The organism is Pelagibius marinus (genome assembly GCF_014925385.1).
GTDB lineage: Bacteria > Pseudomonadota > Alphaproteobacteria > Kiloniellales > Kiloniellaceae > Pelagibius > Pelagibius marinus.
In genome coordinates this window covers 22406-40900 of the sequence record NZ_JACSDK010000008.1, presented here as the reverse complement: position 1 = coordinate 40900, position 18495 = coordinate 22406, and the positions used below count along the sequence as shown (strand labels likewise).

Annotated in this window: 16 protein-coding genes; 8 read left to right on the top strand and 8 right to left on the bottom strand. The window is 68.0% G+C overall.

What is annotated here, in order from left to right:
- The first annotated feature begins 146 nt into the window (after positions 1–146).
- On the top strand, positions 147–854 hold the full coding sequence (locus tag H7X47_RS08790) for a DUF3313 domain-containing protein (RefSeq protein WP_193368289.1): 708 nt from the start codon (positions 147–149) through the stop codon (positions 852–854).
- 307 nt (positions 855–1161) lie between these two features.
- Positions 1162–2361 carry a division plane positioning ATPase MipZ gene (locus H7X47_RS08785; RefSeq protein WP_193368288.1) on the top strand — a complete coding sequence of 400 codons (1200 nt, stop codon included), beginning with the start codon at positions 1162–1164 and terminating at the stop codon, positions 2359–2361.
- On the opposite strand, the gene H7X47_RS08780 is transcribed toward H7X47_RS08785, so the two are convergent.
- From H7X47_RS08780 to H7X47_RS08770, 3 genes are all read right to left on the bottom strand, one after another.
- Positions 2321–4207 carry an SLC13 family permease gene (locus tag H7X47_RS08780; protein WP_193368287.1) on the bottom strand — a complete coding sequence of 629 codons (1887 nt, stop codon included), beginning with the start codon at positions 4205–4207 and terminating at the stop codon, positions 2321–2323. The two genes, H7X47_RS08785 and H7X47_RS08780, sit on opposite strands and share 41 nt — an antisense overlap.
- Before the next feature lie 225 nt (positions 4208–4432).
- Positions 4433–5917, bottom strand: coding sequence for a hypothetical protein (locus H7X47_RS08775; protein ID WP_193368286.1), 1485 nt, complete (start codon positions 5915–5917; stop codon positions 4433–4435).
- Positions 5914–6828: an aldose 1-epimerase gene (locus tag H7X47_RS08770; protein ID WP_193368285.1), complete on the bottom strand. Its 915-nt coding sequence runs from the start codon at positions 6826–6828 to the stop codon at positions 5914–5916. Before H7X47_RS08770 ends, H7X47_RS08775 begins: the two co-directional genes overlap by 4 nt.
- Positions 6829–7213: 385 nt before the next feature.
- Here H7X47_RS08770 and H7X47_RS08765 point away from each other — a divergent pair, with 385 nt between their 5' ends.
- A complete protein-coding gene (locus tag H7X47_RS08765) occupies positions 7214–8815 on the top strand; it encodes a flavin monoamine oxidase family protein (RefSeq protein ID WP_193368284.1) in 1602 nt (533 codons plus the stop codon).
- Between the two features lie 102 nt (positions 8816–8917).
- On the top strand, positions 8918–9793 hold the full coding sequence (locus H7X47_RS08760; RefSeq protein ID WP_193368283.1) for an SMP-30/gluconolactonase/LRE family protein: 876 nt from the start codon (positions 8918–8920) through the stop codon (positions 9791–9793).
- A gap of 18 nt (positions 9794–9811) precedes the next feature.
- Here H7X47_RS08760 and H7X47_RS26600 read toward each other — a convergent pair whose 3' ends face one another.
- From H7X47_RS26600 to H7X47_RS08745, 3 genes are read right to left on the bottom strand one after another with little or no spacing between them, the layout of a single operon-like run.
- On the bottom strand, positions 9812–10780 hold the full coding sequence (locus tag H7X47_RS26600) for an NAD(P)-dependent oxidoreductase (RefSeq protein ID WP_319633567.1): 969 nt from the start codon (positions 10778–10780) through the stop codon (positions 9812–9814).
- Between the two features lie 37 nt (positions 10781–10817).
- A complete protein-coding gene (locus H7X47_RS08750) occupies positions 10818–11663 on the bottom strand; it encodes a fumarylacetoacetate hydrolase family protein (RefSeq protein ID WP_193368282.1) in 846 nt (281 codons plus the stop codon).
- A 51-nt stretch (positions 11664–11714) separates the two neighbouring features.
- Positions 11715–12650, bottom strand: coding sequence for a 2-hydroxyacid dehydrogenase (locus H7X47_RS08745; protein ID WP_319633566.1), 936 nt, complete (start codon positions 12648–12650; stop codon positions 11715–11717).
- A 225-nt stretch (positions 12651–12875) separates the two neighbouring features.
- Here H7X47_RS08745 and denD point away from each other — a divergent pair, with 225 nt between their 5' ends.
- From denD to H7X47_RS08730, 3 genes are read left to right on the top strand one after another with little or no spacing between them, the layout of a single operon-like run.
- Entirely contained in the window at positions 12876–13856 is a 981-nt protein-coding gene (denD, locus tag H7X47_RS08740; RefSeq protein WP_193368281.1) for a D-erythronate dehydrogenase, read from the top strand.
- A complete protein-coding gene (locus H7X47_RS08735; protein WP_193368280.1) occupies positions 13853–14758 on the top strand; it encodes a 2-dehydro-3-deoxygalactonokinase in 906 nt (301 codons plus the stop codon). Before denD ends, H7X47_RS08735 begins: the two co-directional genes overlap by 4 nt.
- A gap of 2 nt (positions 14759–14760) precedes the next feature.
- On the top strand, positions 14761–15396 hold the full coding sequence (locus H7X47_RS08730; protein ID WP_193368278.1) for a 2-dehydro-3-deoxy-6-phosphogalactonate aldolase: 636 nt from the start codon (positions 14761–14763) through the stop codon (positions 15394–15396).
- Between the two features lie 12 nt (positions 15397–15408).
- Here H7X47_RS08730 and H7X47_RS08725 read toward each other — a convergent pair whose 3' ends face one another.
- Together H7X47_RS08725 and H7X47_RS08720 are read right to left on the bottom strand one after the other, a co-directional pair.
- Positions 15409–16065 carry a nucleotide-binding protein gene (locus H7X47_RS08725; protein ID WP_193368277.1) on the bottom strand — a complete coding sequence of 219 codons (657 nt, stop codon included), beginning with the start codon at positions 16063–16065 and terminating at the stop codon, positions 15409–15411.
- A gap of 1 nt (position 16066) precedes the next feature.
- Positions 16067–17677: a CYTH and CHAD domain-containing protein gene (locus H7X47_RS08720; protein WP_193368276.1), complete on the bottom strand. Its 1611-nt coding sequence runs from the start codon at positions 17675–17677 to the stop codon at positions 16067–16069.
- Between the two features lie 258 nt (positions 17678–17935).
- Between H7X47_RS08720 and H7X47_RS08715 the strand changes: the two genes are divergently transcribed.
- Complete coding sequence (locus H7X47_RS08715; protein WP_193368275.1) at positions 17936–18466, top strand: SixA phosphatase family protein; 531 nt, start codon at positions 17936–17938, stop codon at positions 18464–18466.
- Positions 18467–18495: the final 29 nt, after the last annotated feature.

The following is an 18495-nucleotide window of genomic DNA, read 5'->3' as shown; positions in this document are numbered from 1 at the left end:
AAATAGGACAGCCCGGCCGGGATACCAAGGTTTTCTTTAGATTGGGTTGACCGGGGCGGCCCGTGGGCCGGCTGCGGCGCATTTTTCGTTGCCACCCGCGGGTCAGGCATCGCATCTTGCGGTGCAACCGGAACGAGGAGGAATCCATGCCGCGCCACTTGATGTCGATGGGATTGCTGGGGCTGCTGGCCGCCTGCGCCGCTATGGAAGGCGGCGCCGGATCCAATACCTCCGCGATCCTGCCCGCCGAGATCCAGGCGGACTTGAGGCCGGGCAAAGGCGAGTTCGCCCCCGATCTGGTCTACATCAGCGAGCGCGCCCGCGACGGCAGCTATGACAAGATCATGCTCGACCCGGTCATGTACTTTGCGCCGCTGGAGGCGATGCGTACGGTTTCGCCGGGCGACCGTCAGACCCTGGCGAACAACTTCCACATCCTCATGGGCCGGGAACTGGGCAAGGACTACCTGCTGGCGCTGGAACCGCAGCGGGGCACCGTCCGGGTACAGTTCGCCGTGCTGCCCGCCACGCAGGAGCCGGTGGCGATGGACACCGTTGCCCTGGTCGCTCGCGACGACCCTGAAAAGCAGGTTGTCAGCGACGCCCTGACCAGCCCCATCTCCCCCGGCGCCGATCTGCTGGTGGAGGCCGAATGGACAGACGCCGTGACCGGCGAAGTGCTGGGCGCCACCGTCGACCGCCATTTCGGCCAGGCCAGTTTCGACGGCACTTCCTTCAAGAGCTGGGCCGACGTTAACCGCTACCTGGAAGCGTATGCCGTGCTCATTCGCTACCGTCTCTGCGTCTTTCGTGGCGCTGAAAACTGCACAGCGCCGGTCGCGCCGCTGGGTTAGTGCCCTTTGGCTGCCCGAGGCCCCGGCCGATTCGGGCGGCTTCTTTTCCACAGCACCCCTGCGGCGCCGACTGGAACCGCGAGCTTCCAGAAGCGCTTAGTGAAAATTCTGTCCGGCCTGCTCAATCGCGTTATGCTTGACCCCAGGGGAGGCCTGTCCACAGCCGCCGGGGCGGAAAGGCGCAACAGAGCGCTGCCGCACGCGGCGGTTGTCCGGCAGGCGCACTTGCTGCGGGGGGCGGCCAGTGACCTTGTTGGGCAAGTTTGCCGGTGGCGTACTGCACGGTTGGTCGCGCAGGCCGTCACTGATGAAAGGCTGCCTTGCGGCGGCGGCGGTGGTCGCTGCCGCGGAGCCGGCGGTCAGTCTGGCGCGGCGCGCCACCATCGACCGAATTCTCGACGAGTTGCACGAGCAGCAAGGCTTCGACCTGGCGCAGGCGGTTCGCGGCTTCGAGAACAGCCTTGACCGCTTGAGGGCGGACGGCAGGGCGGCACGGGCCGGCGCCCTGGCCAGCCTCGCCCGTCTGGCGGAGAATCCGGATGCGCTGGCGTTGCTGATGCGGGTTGCCGAAGCGGTCGCACTGGCCGACGGAACGCCGAGTCCGGAAGTCCGCGGGGCGCTCGCGGAGATCGCCGCCGCGCTGGGCCAGCCCGCCCCACAGCCGCCGCCGCGGGAAGCGGCCAGGCGGGGGGGCGGCAGCGTCATCGTCGTCGGCAACGAGAAGGGCGGTACCGGCAAGTCCACCACCGCCATCCATCTGGCCATGGGTCTGGCCGACAAGGGAAAGCGCGTCGCCTGCGTCGATCTCGACGGCCGCCAGGGGACTCTGTCCCGCTTTCTGGAGCTTCGCGCGCGGGCAGCCAAGCAGTCCGCCCGGAACCTGGTGGTGCCCCGTTACCGGCGCTTCGATGCTCCGGAGGCCGGTACCGGGCCGAGCCTGGAGGAGCGCAACCGCCTTGAGGCGGTCCTGGGGGAATTGTCGGATCATGACGTGGTGGTGATCGATACCCCCGGCCACGCCAGCAGCCTGTCGAATGCCGCCTATGGATTGGCCGACGTGCTGGTCACGCCGATCAACGACAGCTTCATCGACGTGGACGCTCTGGCGGAGATCAACACTCAGAGCCGGGAGGTGCGGGCGCCCAGCGCCTTCTGCCGGCTGGTGTGGGAAGAACGCGAGCGGCGCAGGCAGGCCGGCGTGCCGGCGATAGACTGGGTCGTCGCCCGCAACCGCACCGGCCACCTCGACACACGCAACGCCCGGGAGATGACGCAGCTGCTCGATGTGCTCTCCGAACGCCTGGGCTTCCGCCTGCAGCCCGGCTTTTCCGAGCGCGTGGTCTTCCGCGGCCTGTTCTTCCGCGGCCTGACGCTGTTCGACCTGATGGCGGCGGAGCTGCCGCACGGCAGCAGCGCCAGCCTTAAGAATGCCCGCGAGGAGGTCGGCGACCTGATCGAGGCGGTGGTCACCGCGGCAGGCCGTAATACCACGGGGCAAACAGAGTGAAGGCGACCCAGACCAGCAGGATCAGCGGCAGGCCGACGCGCACGAAATCCATGAAGCGGTAGTTGCCGGGCGTCATCACCACCAGGTTGGTCTGATAGCCGATGGGCGAGGCGAAGGAGCAGTTGGAGGCGAAGATCACCGCCACCGCGAAGGGCTCCACCGGCAGCCCCATAACCCGCGCCAGGTCGACGGCGATGGGGGTGAAGAGCACCGCGGTGGCCTTGGTGCTGAGCACGTTGGACAGCAGCGCCATCAGCAGGAAGAAGGCGGAGAGCACATGGCCCGGCGACGCGCCCGCCATGGCGCTCATGAGCTGTTCGGCCAGGAAGGTGGCGCCGCCGGTCTCCTGCATGGCCGAACCCAGGGCCAGGGCCATGGCGATGGTGAGGACGATCTTGCGGTCCAGCACCCTCACGGCATCGCCGATGGAGAGAATGCCCGAGGCGATCATGACCGAGGCACCGCAGAAGGCGGCCAGGGCGATGGGCACCACGCCGCTGGCCGAAGCGGCGATGACCGCCAGGAAGATGGCCGCTGCGATGCGCTGGTACTGCGGCGTCACCAGGGGCTGACGCGACCACTCCATCAGCACCACGCTGCGCTCCCCGCGCAGGCGGTCGACGTCTTCGGGCCGGCCCTGGATCAGCAGCACGTCGCCGTCCTTCAGGGGAATGCGCGTGATGCGCTCGCGCAGCATGCGGCTGCGGCGCTCGATGCCCAGCACGACGCAGTGATGCTTGTAGCGGAAGCCGACCTCTTCCAGGGTGCGGCCGACGACCTCCGATTCCGGCCGTACCATGACCTCCGCCTGGATCTGTCCGCTGACGGTCCAGGGCGGGCGATGCGCAGTGGCCTCGCCGTCGTGGTTCTCCTCGGGGCCGCGGAAGGCGTCGGCCATGAGCTCGGGATGCAGCAGCTCCGGCTCGCCCTTGGCCAGGGCGCCGAGCGCCTGGCGGGTGGCGGCCAGGATGATCATGTCGCCGACCTCCAGGGTCAGGTCCTCGAAGGGCGGCACCATGGCGCGCTCGCCGCGCTGGATCATCAGCACGGTCACGTCTTTCAGGTCCGGGAAGATGCCGCCGACCGGCGCCAGGCCGACCAGCCGGGAGCCCTGGGTGACGGAGACCTGCGCCATGAAGTGGCGGCTGCGCTCTTCCATCACGCCGCCCAGCGGCGCCCGGTCGGGCAGCAGGCGCGGCGCGACGAAGAACAGGTAGATCAGGCCGCTGCCGGCCAACACCAGCCCCGGGACGGTGAAATCGAAGAAGCCGAAAGGCTCTTCGCCGAGGTCGTCCAGTTCCAGGGACACCAGCAGGTTGGTGGAGGAGCCGATCAGGGTGGTCATGCCGCCCAGTACCGAGGCGAAGCTGAGCAGCATCATGTAGCGGCTGGGCGATTGTCGGAAGCGGCGGGTCAGCACCTGCATAATGGGAACGAAGAGCACCACCACCGGGATGTTGTTCAGGACGGCGCTGAAGAACATCACCACCACCAGCATGAGGGCGACGGCGACCGCGCGGTTCTGCTTGGTGAACTGGATGACGGTGTTGGCCGCTTCGTCCAGCACGCCGGTGCGGGTCAGGCCTTCGCCCAGGACCAGCAGGGCCAGCACGGCGATCAGCGCCGGGTTGGCGAAGCCCGAGAAGAGATGGCGCAAATCCAGCTTGTCTTCCCCGTCGGGCCCGATGACCGGGAAGAAATGAAAGAAGACCAGCAGCGCCGCGATGACCGCCAGCGAGGTCAGCTCGATCGACAGGGCCTCGGTGGCGAAAATCGTCAGCGCCACGACGATCAGCAGGAAGAGAACGCCCATTTGGAAGGGCGCGATGAGTTCCGGGGCGATCATGGGAGCGCTCTAGCCAGGTTGCCGGCTGTTGAGGACGCGATTCGGGCGCCGCTGGGACGCCGGTTCGCAGCGAAAGCCCCAATTCGTTACGCGAAGCGGAAGGTGATTCCCTTGCATATCGCCCCTTACGGAAGAACACGGCGCGGATTTCTGCGCCAATCGGGAAGCCGATTCAACGGCCTCCCATTGCATTCTATATGAAAATTCTCACTAGATGAAAATGCCTCAGGTGAGGAGGGCGTAGAAGACCGCCAGAACGGCCATGGAACCGAGCGTATAGGCCGAATTCCACTTCCACGTCAGCTCGACGCCGCTATAGCCCGAGGCGCGCGCCAGCATCAGCGTGCCCGAGGCGAAGGGCGCGCCCAGGGTGCAGATGGCGCAGCCGGCGGCGATGGCCAGCACGATCATGGAGGGATCGGCGGGCACGGGGCCGAGTTCCGCGACCAGGCTGCCCAGGAAGACGGCGGTGGTGATGGGGCTGAGGGCGACCTGTCCGCCGAGCCAGACGAAGAGCGACAGCAGCGAGAGGAAGGCCCAGCCCGGCAGGTCCTGGACCGAAAGGGCGCTGGCGACCTGCTCGGCCGGCACCAGCGCCGCGGCCACCGTGCCGATGAAGCCCGCGCAGGCGAGCGAGACCGCCTCGCGCAGGAAGGACGGCAGGCCGGTGCCGGTGACTTCGCCTAGACGCTGCAGGGTGCCGGCAAGGCGTGCCAGTACGCCGCGCTCCATCTGCTGCAGAAAAACCCAGACCAGCAACACGGCCGGCGCGGCCAGCATGACGCCGCCGACCAGCAGCACCTCGCCCCAGCGGGTGAACAGCAGCGTCAGGCCGAACAGCAGGGCGCTGACCGCGGCGAGGCGCAGCAGGGCGCCACGCGGCAGCGGCAGGTTCTGGCGTTGCGGCAACTGGCCGCTGGCGCGCAGCCGGCGGCGCAGCGGATACCAGCGCAGCGCATCCTCACCCCAGCTGACGGCAAGCATGACAAGGGAGAGCAGGCCGCCGATGATCAGCACCCGGCCGGGATCGACGCCGGGAATGAGGGTCGGCAGGATCGCCTGGGTCACCGCCGTCGGCGCCCAGAGCAGGAACCAGGCGAAGCCGCGCAGCAGGGCCGACAGCTGGCGGCGTTCGCGCACCAGGGCGATCTCGTCCAGGTCCTCGCGCTGCTTGTCGTCGCCGCGCACGCCGCGCTGGATGATCGGCGCCAGGAGGCTGAGCGAGCCGAGGTTGATCAGCACCGAAAAGAAGTGGCTGCCCAGGAAGACGGCAAGGAAGCGCCACTGCGGCGGCTGTTGAGTCACGTAGGTGCCGCACTGCAGGACCGCGGGCGAGGTGATGCCGCCTTCGCGCAGCAGACCCATGAGCAGGATGAAGGCCGCCAGAAAGCCGGCGCGGTCCAGGCCGTGCAGGGCCAGTTCCCAGGGCTGCGGATCATAGAGGAGGGCGAGCAGCAGCAGCAGGCCGCAGAGGCACAGCAGGTAGGCCTCGCGCAGGCGCAGGCGTCGCCAGCCGAGCAGCGGCACGCCCAGCAGCAGGATTTCGGTGATCCGTTCGGCGACGCTGCTGTCGGCGAAGAGCGTCAGCAGTTCGCAGCCCATGAGGGCGACGAGCCAGGGCCCCAGCAGGACGGCGGGCCGGCTCGGCCGGCGTCCCAGGCCGGTGCTGGGTTCTGCTTCCGGCGGCGCCTTGTCGCCGCTTGCCGTCACTTGGCCGCGTCCAGGCGCGGGATGAAGTGCAGGGTCGCGGCGAAGCGCTCGCCGGGCGGCAGCACCTTGAGGCCGGTATCGTCGCGCTGTGCGACCAGGTTGACCGCGTCGGTGCTGTGGCTCACCGGCTCGACGCAGAAGAAGTCCTCACCCGGTGGGGTGAAAACCACCAGGAAGGACAGCTCGCCGTCGGCCTGCAGGGTAAGGCTGGCATGGCGCTCCGGCCAGTCGATCACGGCCTGACCGGCAAAGCCGGTGAAGCAGTTGTCGAGCGCCGCTTCCTCGGGCAGCAGACCGCCGCTGAGGTCCGCCTTGATCAGCTCCGTGGGCATGACCTCGGCGTCGGTCTTCCACATACCCTCCAGCGCGGCGGAGAGGCGGCACTGCGGGCTGCGCGGAAAGTAAGGGTGCAGACCGAGGCCCGCCGGCATGGCGCGCGCGCCGGTGTTGGTAACCGAGATTTCGACGCTCAAAGCGCCGTCGTGGAGTGCGAAGCGCTGGCCGGCGCGGTAGGACGAGGGCCAGTCCTCGTCGTCATGGCTGTAGACAAGCTCCAGGCTGCTTTCGGTCCGCCCGGCTATTTGCCACGGTACCTTCCAGCCGTGGCCGTGGATGCTGTGCGGCGAGTCACCGAAGTTGCGCGCCAGGCGGTAGTCGCGCCCCTCGAAGGCAAAATGGGCGTCGCGGATGCGGTTTGAGTAGGGCACCAGCGGAAAGCAGGCGGTGTCGGTGGGCGCCGGCGCGGCCTCGGGCGGCGCCGGACGCAGCCAGTCGACCGTCTCGCCGTCGCGGGTCCAGCGGTAGGCCAGGATGCAGCCGCCCTGCGGCGCCACCTCCACCTCCGCAAGGCCGTCGGTGAGCGCCAGCGGTTCGCTGGAGACAAGTGGAGATTCCTCCGTGCTGTCGGACATGCTGTGCTTCGTCTCCCTCTGTCGGCGGTTGCGTCTGCTATCGCTGCTCCGGTCCATCTTATGGGCAATTCCGCCGTCTGTGCCACCGAGCATTGCGCGTGATGCCTCCAGGCGGCGGCGCTCCTCCTTTAGGGGTAGTGCCGTGTTGCCGGGGCCATCAGCGGCAAACCCTGTTATGACTCGTCCTGCAATGGTCACAGCCCGGGCGTGGCAATCCGCCGCCGCCCGGCGTAGGCTCATTCTGCGACGCGCAGGGCATGTCGCGGTGATTTCTCCCCCGCCAAGTCAGGCGCAGGGCATTGTCCGCAGGTAGGTCCGATCCAACCCGAGACTGTCGGGGGCCGGCCTCATGGCACTTCGCGGCCCCTGAAAAGGGGACTGCAAGATGCCGACACCAGGACCAGGTACGCTTTTCGACTGCATCGTGCTCGGCGCGGGGATCAGCGGCGTCACAGCCGCCCGCAACCTGCAGCAGGCCGGCCTGAAGGTGCTGCTGCTGGAAGGCTCGGACCGCATCGGCGGGCGCATGAAGTCGATCCACAATTTCGTGAAGAAGAGCGGCAAGCCGGTACCCGTCGAGGGCGGGGCGGAGTACATCCACATCGCCGAGCAGGACCGCTACCTGGAATTCTGGCGCGAGGTGCGCAAGCACGGCTTCTCCGCCTCGCCGCTGCATAAATGCGGCATGGGAATCCTGAAGATCCCCCGCAACCGCATGTACTTCAGCCCCTGGAAGCGCACGAAGATGCTGGCCGAGGTGATCGTCCAGCCGGAATTCTGGGATTTGCCCGACGCCCTGCAGAAGATCCAGGAGTTCGACCCCAAAGCCAGCGCGGATATGACGGCGGAAACCTTCATCGAGCGCTATGCCGCCAAGAACGACCTCTCGGCGCGCGGCCTGGCCTTGCTGCGCTATACGCTTTCGGCCCACACGCCGGGCCCCCTGAATGAGATCTCCATTGCGGGATTGAAGACCGACGCCATCGTCGACCAGCTCATGGAGCGCAAGGAACTGCGCATGGAGCATGACGACGTCAAACCCTTCGGCCTCTGCGGCTTCGACAGCCTGCCGGCGAAGATCGCCGAGGAGTTCAAGAAAGCCGGCGGCCGGCTGGAGAAGAGCCGGGCCGGTTCCACCGCCAAAAAGGTGGTGAAGATCGAGCGCCCGGCGGACGACAGGGTTGTCGTGACCACGCAGGGCGGCCAGACCTTCACCGGGCGCAGCGCCATCTGCACCTTCTCCGCCGGGATGCTCAATCCCGTGAGCGGCGAGGGCGACGCCATCCTCGGGCCGCTGCTGACAGACCGCAAACGCGAGGCCCTGGGCCTGGTGCGCATGGGCGCGATCACGAAGTTCAGCCTGGAATTCAAGGAGCGGGTCTGGATCGACGACGGCGGCGAATCCGCCGGGCACATGACGGTGCTGAGCAATCCCCGCGGCAAGGCGCGGACCTTCTTCTCGTCCTTCCCCAAGGAACATCTCGGTCCGCACGTGCTGACGGGGCTGCTGATGAACCAGGACCACGACCAGATCGCCGAGATGAGCGATGCGGAGGCCGTGGCGCACGTCTTCGCGGCACTGGGCCAGGTCTACGGACGCGGGCGGCGCTGGACCCAGAAGAGCGTTCTGGCCGGTTTTACCGATCGCGGCGGCAAGTTCCGGGCGAATTTCCTGCGCCAGGACTGGTCGAAGGACCCCTTCGCCAAGGGCGGCAATTCCTACCTCGCCTTCGCGCCGCGGCGCCAGGGCAGGATGCTGGCCAAGGAGGCGCGGGAGGCCCTGAAGGATCCGCGCGAGACGCTGCCCCTGTTCTGGGCCGGCGAGGCGGTCGCCTCGGCCTATGACCCGAAATACCAGCCTCTGGCGGTGCACGGCGCCTATATCACCGGCGTGCGCGCCGCCGACGATGTGCTGCAGTATCTGAACGTGGACGGCGGCGATGCGGCGCGTTTTGACCACTACTACAAGCTGCGCTACCTGCAATGAGCCGGATTTCCGCGGCTGAGCGGCCCGACAATTGGTTGTTTTGATGTCCGCCCAAAACCCTTAATCTGCGCCTCCAAGGAAAACGGCGCGGGGAGAACGCGGATGTCGGACGTGCAGTGCCTTTGGCAGGCGGGGGCGACCCTGGGAGAAGGGCCGTTGTGGTCGCCGCGCGAGGCAGCACTTTACTGGGTCGACATCAAGGCGCCGGCGCTGCACCGCTACCGCCCGGAAGACGGCGACAAGACTTCCTGGATCATGCCGGAGCCGATCGGCTGGGTGATCGAGCGTGCCAACGGCGAGGGCCTGGTGGCGGGTTTCAAAGACCGCGGTTTTGCCTTCCTGACGCCGGGCACCATGATGCCGGAGGTCATCGGCCAGCCTGAGCCGGATTATCCGGACAACCGCTTCAACGACGCCAAGGCCGATGCTGAAGGGCGCATCTGGGCCGGTACCATGGACTGCAACGAGCGCGAGGCCCACGGCAGTCTCTACCGCCTGGATCCCGATCTCGACTGGCACCGCGTCGACAAGGGCTATGTGGTGACCAACGGCCCGGCGTTCAGTCCCGACGGCGCAACGCTCTATCACACCGACACCTTCGAAGGGACGATTTACGCCTTCGACGTCTCCAAGGGCGGCAAGTTGAAGAACAAGCGGGTTTTCATGACGATCCCGGAAGGCGACGGCTATCCCGACGGCATGACCTGCGACGCCGAGGGCTGCCTCTGGGTGGCCCACTGGGGCGGCTGGCGCATTACCCGCTTCACGCCCTCGGGCCAGGTCGACCGGGTGATCGAAATGCCGGTCTCGCAAGTCACCAGCGTCGCCTTCGGCGGCACCGGCCTGGACCGGCTCTTCGTCACCTCGGCGTCGATCGGGCTTTCCGAGAAAGAGCTGGAAGAGCAGCCGCTGGCCGGCGGCCTCTTCGAGCTCGACCCCGGCGTGACGGGCCTGCCGGCCGGCCAGTTCGGCGGCTGATCCCCGGCCGTCCGGCGGCTACTTCTTCTTTTTTCCCTTCTTCGCCTTGGCTTTGGCGGGTTTCTTACCCGTGCGCCGGCTTTCCGGCTGGATGGTGACCCCGTTGAAGTTGGCCACCGCGTCGGCCAGCATCGGCATGTTGTCGGCGCCGCGGCCCATGGCGAGCGCCATGGCATAGCTCTGCTTCACCGCGCTGGCCACCACCGTGGTCAGCTTCTCGGAATCCGCGAGCTGATTGTAGTAGCGGATATCCTTGTCGCAGTTGGCGAGGGTGAACTCGTGCGCTTTCGGATCGCCGCCGATCACCCACTTGCAGACGTTCTGGAACATGCCGCTGTTGAGGCCGCCGGCGGAGATCACCTCGTGGAACTTCTCCAGCGGCACGCCGGTCTTCTGCGCGGTGGTGAAGGCCTCGGCGTAGATCGCAACGTAGCTCATGGCGACGAAGTTGTTCACCAGCTTCATCTTGTGGCCGGCGCCGAGCGGGCCGACGTGGATGATGTTCTCCGCCCAGGTCTCGATGATCGGGCGCACCTCCTTCAGGGTCTTGGCGTCGGCGCCGATGAAGGTGTTCAGCAGGCCCTCTTCGGCTTCCTTGGGCGAGCGGCCGAGCGGCGCGTCGATGAGGCGTACGCCCAGAGGCTTCAGTTCCTCGGCCAGTTCGATGGTCGAGGTGGGGTCGGCGGTGGAGCAGTCGACGATGATCAGGCCCTTATGGGCGCCCGCCTTGATGCCGTCCTTGCGGCGGATCAGGTCCTCCACCTGCACTGAGGAGGTGACGCAGAGGAAGATGACGTCGCTGTTCTTCGCCATATCCGCCGGGCTCTTGGCTTCCTTGGCGCCGCGCCTGACCAGGTCCGTCACCGGCTTGCGGTTGCGGTGGCCCATGATCGAGAGGGGGTAGCCCTTCTCGACGATGTTCTTGGCCATGCCATGGCCCATCAGGCCGACGCCGATGAAGCCGACGCGCTGTTTCTTGCTGCTCACGGGGGGACTCCCTGTTCTTCTCGTTGCTGTCTCGCCGTCAGTCGGCGGCGACCACGTGCTGGCGCTGCTCGCCCAGGCCCTCGATGCTGAGCGTTATGCTGTCACCGGGCTTCAGGTAGGTCGGCGGAGTCTGGCCCATGCCGACGCCCGGCGGCGTGCCGGTGGTGATGATGTCCCCGCTCTGCAGGCTCATGAACCGGCTGACGTAGCTGATCAGGTGGGCCATGGTGAAGACCATGGTGCGGGTGCTGCCGTCCTGGTAGCGGTGGCCGTTGACTTCCAGCCAGATGCGCAGGTCCTGCGGGTCCGGCACTTCATCGGTCGTGACCAGCCAGGGACCGACCGGGCCGAAGGTGTCGGCGCTCTTGCCCTTCACCCACTGGCCGGTGCCCTCCAGCTGGAAGCCGCGCTCGGAGACGTCGTTGACGACGCAGTAGCCGGCGACGTGGCTGAGGGCATCGGCCTCGTCGATGTACTTGCCCGGCGTGCCGATGACGCAGGCCAGTTCCACCTCCCAGTCGCACTTCTGCGAGTTGCGCGGGATGACCACGTTGTCGTTGGGCCCGCAGATGCAGCTTGTCGCCTTCATGAAGATGACCGGCTCCTTGGGCACGTCGACGCCGGATTCGGCGGCGTGGTCGGCATAGTTGAGGCCGATGGCGACGAACTTGCCGGCCTTGCCGACGCAGGGGCCGAGGCGCGGCGAGCCCTCGACGGCGGGCAGGCTCTCCAGGTCCAGGGCCTTAAGCTTCTCCAAAGACTCCGGCAGCAGGGCCGCGCCGGCCAGGTCGTCGATATGGCCGGACAGGTCTCGCAGGGTGCCTTTGCGGTCGAGCGCGCCGGGCTTTTCCTGGCCCATGGCTCCATAGCGCAGCAGCTTCATGGTTCTTTCCTCTCGGGGTGGCGTGTCGGGGGGAGGGACGGCTGCGCCGGGCTAAACCGGCGTCAGCACCGGCTTTCCGGCGAAGTGCGCGCGCAGATTGTCGACCACGAGGTCGCCCATGGCGCGGCGGGTTTCCTGGGTGGCGCTGGCGGCGTGGGGCTGCAGCACCACCTGATCCATGGCGAAAAGGGCTTCGGGCACCTTCGGCTCCTCGGCGAAGACGTCCAGGCCGGCGGCGCCCAGGGTGCCTTCCTGCAGGGCCGCGACCAGGGCCGCTTCGTCGACGACGGACCCGCGGGCCACGTTGATGAAGGTGCCCTCGGGCCCGATGGCGTCGAGGACCGCGCGGTTGACGATCTTGTCGGTCGCCGGGCCGCCGGGGCAGATGGCGACCAGGAAGTCGCAGTCGCGCGCCATTTCCACCAGGTCGTCGTAGTAGCTGTAGCTGACGCCGTCCTGCCGGCTGCGGCCGTGGTAGGCGATCTCCATGCCGAAAACCTCCGCCTTTCGGGCGATGTCCTTGCCGATGCGCCCCAGGCCCAGGATCCCGAGCTTGCGCCCGCGGATCGCGCGGGTCAGGTGCATGGCGCCTTTCAGCCACTTGCCGGCGCGCACGTAGCGGTCGCCGTTGACGATCTCGCGCGAGGTGGCGAGCAGCAGGGCGATGGCCATGTTGGCCACGTCGTCGTTCAGCACCTCGGGGGTATTGGTCACGATCACCTTGCGCTTGGCGGCGTGCTTCAGGTCGATGGCGTCGACGCCGACGCCGTAGCAGGAGATGATCTCCAGCTTCGGCAGGGCGTCGATCATGGCGGCGTCGGCGCCCAGATGGCCGCTCGTGGCAATGGCGCGCACCTTGCCGGCGACCTCGGCCAGCAGGGCCTGCCTGTCCTCGGCTTCCCACAGACGGTGGACGGTGAAGTCGCTGTCCAGCGCTTCCATGACATGCGGCATCATCGGGCCGACCATTACCAGTTCCGGCTTCACACTGTTCTCCAACTGCTTGAGCGCCCGGGCAGAATTCACACGTCAGCCACGAAAATTCCTTCCGCGCGGCTGCGGGTGCTTGTTGTTTTAGGCGCTATGAAGTTTCCTTGGATAGCGCTATCCATCAATAGCAAACAAGTGACCGAGCGCCAAGTTGGCAGGTGGACCGATACGAAACCGGAAGACAATCCGGGGAGTTGGCGCCGGGAGAGAGGGAGGCAGGCCGTGAAAGTCGTCATCACCGGGGGAACCGGTTTCATTGGACAACGATTGGCGCAGGCATTGCTGCAGCGCGGCGGGCTGACGGCGCCCAGCGGCTCGCAGGAGCCCATCGACGAGTTGCTGCTCTTCGACGTGGCCGAGCCGCCGCAACGCCCGGCCTGGGCCGACGAGCGGGTAAAAATCCTCAGCGGCGACATCTCCGATCCGGCGCAGGTGGCCGCCCTGGTCGACCGCGACGACATCTCGGTGTTCCACCTGGCCTCGGTGGTCAGCGGCGGCGGCGAGAAGGACTTCGACCTGGCCCTGCGGGTCAACCTGACCGGCGGCCTGAACGTCTTCGAGGCCTGCCGCGCCCGCGCCAGTCTGCCGCGCGTGGTCTTCGCCAGTTCCATCGCGGTCTTCGGCGGCGCCGGCATGGCCCCGGTGGTCGGCGACCATGCCAAGCAGACGCCGCAGACCACCTACGGTGCCACCAAGGCGATCTGCGAGCTGCTGGTCAACGACTACACCCGCAAGGGCTTCTTCGACGGCCGCTCGGCGCGCCTGCCGACGGTCATCGTGCGTCCCGGCAAGCCGAACGCGGCGGCCTCCAGCTTCGTCAGCGGTCTGTTCCGCGAGCCGCTGAACGGCGAGACCTGCAGGATCCCCGTTTCGGAGGACACGGTGATGCCGGTGCTTGGCTACCGCGCCATCGTCGGGGGGTTCATCGCCCTGCACGAGGCCGATGGCGCCGACCTGGACGACGACCGGGCGTTCAGCCTGCCGAGTTTCACGGTGACGGTGCGCGACATGATCGATGCCTTGCGCCGAGTCGCGGGGGACCGCAAGCTGGGTGAGATCGTCTTCAAGCCCGATCCCTTCATCCAGCGGATCTGCGACGGCTGGCCCAAGGACGCCTCCTACGAGCGCGCCACGAAACTGGGCCTGCCCAAAGACGCCAGTCTGGAAGCCATCGTCGAGAACTACATCGAGGACTACCTGTGAGCGATTCCGTCATTGCTGTTGATTGGGGCACCTCCTCGTTCCGCGCCTATCTTCTGGATGCCGCCGGCGGGATTCTGGAGCGGCGCGAGGCGGCCGGCGGTATCCTGCGCGTGCGCGGCGGCGACTTCGCCGCGGCCCTGCTGGCCGAGGTCGGCGACTGGCTGAAGCAGGCACCCGACGCCCTGGTGATCATGAGCGGCATGATCGGCAGCCGCCAGGGCTGGCGCGAAATTCCCTATGTGGACTGCCCGGCGGCCCTGTCCGACATCGCCGGCGGCCTGGAGCGCGTCGACTGGGGTGAGGGCGAGGCCTGGATCGTGCCCGGCCTGCTGGACGAATCGCGCCCCGACCAGCCCGACGTCATGCGCGGCGAGGAGACCCAGGTTCTGGGCGCCCTGGCGCAGATGCCGGCGGGCGGCGGCCTGGTCTGCCTGCCCGGCACCCACAGCAAGTGGGTGACGGTCGAGAACGGCGCCATCCAGGGCTTCGCCACCTACATGACGGGGGAGGTCTACGACCTGCTGCAGGGGCATTCCATCCTCGGCCGCCTGATGACCAAGGGCGCTGTGAACGCCGGCCGCTGGTTCCTGGAAGGGGTGGGCCTGGCGCAGGAAGGCGGCCTGCTGAACCGCCTCTTCACGGCGCGCAGCCGGGTGCTGGCCGGCGACCTGCCGGAGGACGAGGTGCGCAGCTACCTCTCCGGCCTGCTGATCGGTGACGAACTGGCCTCGACGGTAGGCGCGGGGGAGTCGGCGGTCTTCCTGCTCGGCGCGCCGGCCCTGACGGTGCTCTACGAGGCGGCGCTGGGAAAACTCGGCAAGACGGCCGTCACCCTGGAGACCGATGCCGTGGCCGCCGGTCTTTTCGCCCTGGCGCAACACCTGAGAAAGGGCGGGAGCTGACCATGGACGGATTGAAGCCCTGGCTGGAGGGCCTGCCCCTGGTGGCGATCCTGCGCGGCGTGAAGCCGGAAGAGGTGATGGCCCTCGGTGAAGCGCTGGTCGAGGCCGGCATCACCATGATCGAGGTGCCGCTGAACTCGCCGCAGCCCTTGAAGAGCATCGCCGCCCTGGCGCGGGCCTTCGGCGAGGATGTCCTGATCGGCGCCGGCACCGTGCTCGACACGGCGGACGTCAGCCGCGTGGTCGAGGTCGGCGGCCGCCTGGTGGTCACCCCCAACAGCGACCCGGCCGTGATCGCGGCCTGCGCGGCGGACGAGCTGATCGTCGTGCCCGGCTTCGCCACGCCGACCGAAGGCCTGCGCGCCGCCCGCGCCGGGGCCGACGCCCTGAAGCTCTTCCCGGCCGAGGGGGCCCCGCCGGCGGTGGTCAAGGCAATGATGGCGGTGCTGCCGCCGGCGTTGCCGGTGCTGGCGGTCGGCTCCATCACGCCGGAGAAGATCCTGCCCTATTGGCAGGCGGGGGTGCGGGGCTTCGGCCTGGGCGGCAGCCTCTACAAGCCCGGCGACGGCCCGGCGGAGGTGGCCCCGCGCGTCGCTCCCTTCCGGGAAGCGGTCGAGAAGGCGCGGGCGAAAGCCTGAACAGCGGCCAGGCTATTCCCCGGCGGCGCTGAACGGCATGGCCGGGTCGCAGTTCTCGATGTAGCGCAGCAGCGGCGCCCAGTCCTCGCGCAGGGCCTCGTTCTGCTTGCCGGTCAGGTCGAAGACGCTGAGGCCGCGCCCGGCGACGTCGGCATAGACCAGGCGGTGGCGCAGGCGCCCGGCGCCGGTGTGCCCGACGCCCAGCATGAACTTGTCCAGCTTGGCCGCCATGCGGGTGCCGGTCTGCACCCGGTTGCGGACGATGGCGACGGCGGTCTTGCTCTTGCGGATCGGCTTCAGCGCCTCGAGCTGTTTCAGGAATTCGCCGGTCACCGGCTCGTCGAAGCCCGAGGGCAGCACCGGCACCACGACGACGTCGGCCAGGCGCAGCAGCTCCTCGATCTTCTTCATCTTCATGGCGGCGGGCGCGTCGATGATCAGGCGGTCGACCTGCTTGGGCGCCTTGCCGGGACCGTCGTGCCAGTCGAGGCCCTGGATCGCCGGCGCGCTTTCCGGGCGGCTGCGCAGCCAGCCGAGGCTGCTGCCCTGCCGGTCGGCGTCGGCCAGGGCCGTGCGCAGCCCGGCCTGTGCGAAAGCGGCGGCCAGGTGCGTGGCCACGGTCGTCTTGCCGCAGCCGCCCTTGGGATTGGCAACGAGAACGGTAATCATCTCATGCTTTCTGTTTTTTCGGCTTTTCCCAGAACGGGGCGGTGGCGGCGAAGGACTTCCAGGTGCGCCGCATGTCCGGCTCGAAGTCCAGCAGGGCGCGGTCGTACCAGCCGATCATACGCCCGGCGGCCTGATGCAGCCGGCCGGCGGCCTTGCCCCGGCCCGCGCTGCGCGTCAGCTCGGCCAGCAGGTGTTCGGCCACAGCCACGTCGTTCAGGTGGCCGAGGCTTTCCTGCAGATCTCGCAGCGCCGCCAGGTAGGGTCTGGCGCGCTTGGCCGGGTAGAGGTCGCGGAAGAATTCCGTGGTGTAGCGCAGGTTCTTCACCGCGATGCGCAGTTCGTGGCGCTCGGCGGTGGGCAATTTCTTGAAGCCCTTGCCGAGCTTCAGGGCTTTGCGGTGCCGCTTGGCCTGCAGTTTCGTGGCCAGGCCCAGTAGCGGCTGGTTCAGGGCCGTGTCCTGTTCGGCGGTCAGCTCGGCGCAATGCCAGCCGCGGTCTTCCAGCCAGCCACCGAGCTGCAGCAGGAAGCGGGTGTAGCGCGGCGCCGACAGCACTTCGCGCACTTGGCTGTAGGCCGCGGCCTGGCGTTCGCGCGCGGCCGCGCGCAGCACTTCCAGGTCGGGGTCCGCCGGGCGGTGCGCCTCCAGCGGTGTCAGCAGGTCCGACTGGAAGACGTCCCAGTCGCGCGCGGGCCCGAGCGCGTTCAACACCCACTTGGCCTCCGTCTTGAGCCACTCCAGCTGCGCCGGCGGCAGCAGGTCGCCGAAGACCGACAGGGCCGAGCGGAACCGCCTGAGGCCGACGCGGAGCTGATGCACCCCTTCCGGGTCGCCGCCGTCCAGGGCGGCCAGCTCGTTGGCGGTCCAGTGCCTGAGACAGGTCCCCAGGATCGCCGCCAAGGCGTCGTCGACAGGCATCCGGGCGGTGAGCTCCAGCGCTTCGGCGCGGTGCCAGGTTGGCTTGCGTCCGGTCGCCAGGGCATAGCCACGCGCCGACTTGCTGCGCGTCTCGATCTGGGTCGGGGCGATGTCCTGCAGGGAAAGGGCGAGGTCAAAAAGGGCGCGCGGTGGGCCTTCCAGCAGCTCCAGCTCGATCTCGGCCAGCGGCTCGCGGGCGCCGGCGGCCTCGATCTCGCCGCGGTCGAAGGCGGCCTCGATGACCTTCAGGCGGCCCAGGGAGTCGGTGCCGTTGACCTCCATCACCTCGCGGTGAACGCGGGTGGTGAAGACGGGACGCAGCTCGCCGGGCAGCAACAGCCCCAAGGCGGCGCGGATGGCCGGGTCGTCGACGATGTCCGGTTGCGGCTCCAGGGAGGGGACCTCGCTCTCCCACTCGCCGCGCGCCATGACGGCGGAAGTCGCGGTATCGCCGGTCTTCACCGTCTGGATGAAGCGGGTGCCGTCGCGGCGGATGCGAAAGGCGAGGCCGCGCTTGCGCAACCGCAGGTCGGCGGTGTCGTAGTAGACATTCTCCAGGTCTTTGATCTTGGGTGTGCCCGCGCTGCCGGCGCGCGGCAGCGCCTGCCACAGCCGCAGCAGCGTCTCCGGGTCGCCCCGCAATTTCAGCTCGGTTTCCACCGGAGTCGAAGACCCGGCTTGGTTCGGCCTGACCATCCGCCGTCCGTCTCACGCCTGCGGCCGGGCCTGCCCCGGCGACATACTGACGCGGCACTGCCCTTGCCCGGGGCCGCCTGCCGTCAATCAGATCCCTGTATTCGCCCCGCCGAGGCGCCTAAGATCGCGGCCGGCGGAGGCATTTTGCTTTGTGCCAGCCAGCTTTGCGTCTCCGCCCCAGGCGCGGCAAGCCTGGAAATATGACAGTTTTGTTGCAGTCGTCGTGTTCCTCAAAAAAACCGCAGGTGTAGGAAAGACATGCCGGAACTTCTGCTCCTGCGCCATGCGAAGTCGGACTGGAAGGACGCCGCCCTGGACGACTTCGACCGCCCCCTGTCCAAGCGGGGGCGCCAGGCCGCGCCGCGGATGGGGGAATACCTGCGGGCCCAGGGACTTGAGCCCAACCTGGTACTCTGTTCCTCGGCCCGGCGGGCCAGGGAAACGCTGAAACTGGTGTTGACAGCGCTAGCATCGGAGCCTGAAATCAGCTATTTGAAGTCTCTCTATCTGGCGCCGCCGAGCCGAATGCTTGCAATCCTGCGCCGTCAGAGCCCGGAAACGGGGCGAATCCTGCTGATCGCCCACAATCCGGGCCTGGAGCGGCTGGCACTGGGGCTGGCCCGGGGCGCGGAGGGGCAGGATCACAGCGCGGCGGCGCAAAGTATGGCGGAAAAGTTCCCGACCGCCGCGCTGGCGCGGTTCCGGGTTGCGGCCTGGGCGTCCCTGGGGGAGGCGCCGGCCGAGTTGGCGGCCTTCGTCAGGCCCCGTGATCTGGAGGACCAGGCCTAGGCCCGGCAGTCGGCGGGTCGGAGTTTCAG

Bases quoted from the DNA above. Each gene is read 5' to 3' on its own strand.
- H7X47_RS08790 (WP_193368289.1), top strand. From the start codon at position 147: ATGCCGCGCCACTTGATGTCGATGGGATTGCTGGGGCTGCTGGCCGCC.
- H7X47_RS08785 (WP_193368288.1), top strand. From the start codon at position 1,162: ATGAAAGGCTGCCTTGCGGCGGCGGCGGTGGTCGCTGCCGCGGAGCCG.
- H7X47_RS08780 (WP_193368287.1), bottom strand. From the start codon at position 4,207: ATGATCGCCCCGGAACTCATCGCGCCCTTCCAAATGGGCGTTCTCTTC.
- H7X47_RS08770 (WP_193368285.1), bottom strand. From the start codon at position 6,828: ATGTCCGACAGCACGGAGGAATCTCCACTTGTCTCCAGCGAACCGCTG.
- H7X47_RS08765 (WP_193368284.1), top strand. From the start codon at position 7,214: ATGCCGACACCAGGACCAGGTACGCTTTTCGACTGCATCGTGCTCGGC.
- H7X47_RS08760 (WP_193368283.1), top strand. From the start codon at position 8,918: ATGTCGGACGTGCAGTGCCTTTGGCAGGCGGGGGCGACCCTGGGAGAA.
- H7X47_RS08750 (WP_193368282.1), bottom strand. From the start codon at position 11,663: ATGAAGCTGCTGCGCTATGGAGCCATGGGCCAGGAAAAGCCCGGCGCG.
- H7X47_RS08730 (WP_193368278.1), top strand. From the start codon at position 14,761: ATGGACGGATTGAAGCCCTGGCTGGAGGGCCTGCCCCTGGTGGCGATC.
- H7X47_RS08725 (WP_193368277.1), bottom strand. From the start codon at position 16,065: ATGATTACCGTTCTCGTTGCCAATCCCAAGGGCGGCTGCGGCAAGACG.
- H7X47_RS08720 (WP_193368276.1), bottom strand. From the start codon at position 17,677: ATGGTCAGGCCGAACCAAGCCGGGTCTTCGACTCCGGTGGAAACCGAG.
- H7X47_RS08715 (WP_193368275.1), top strand. From the start codon at position 17,936: ATGCCGGAACTTCTGCTCCTGCGCCATGCGAAGTCGGACTGGAAGGAC.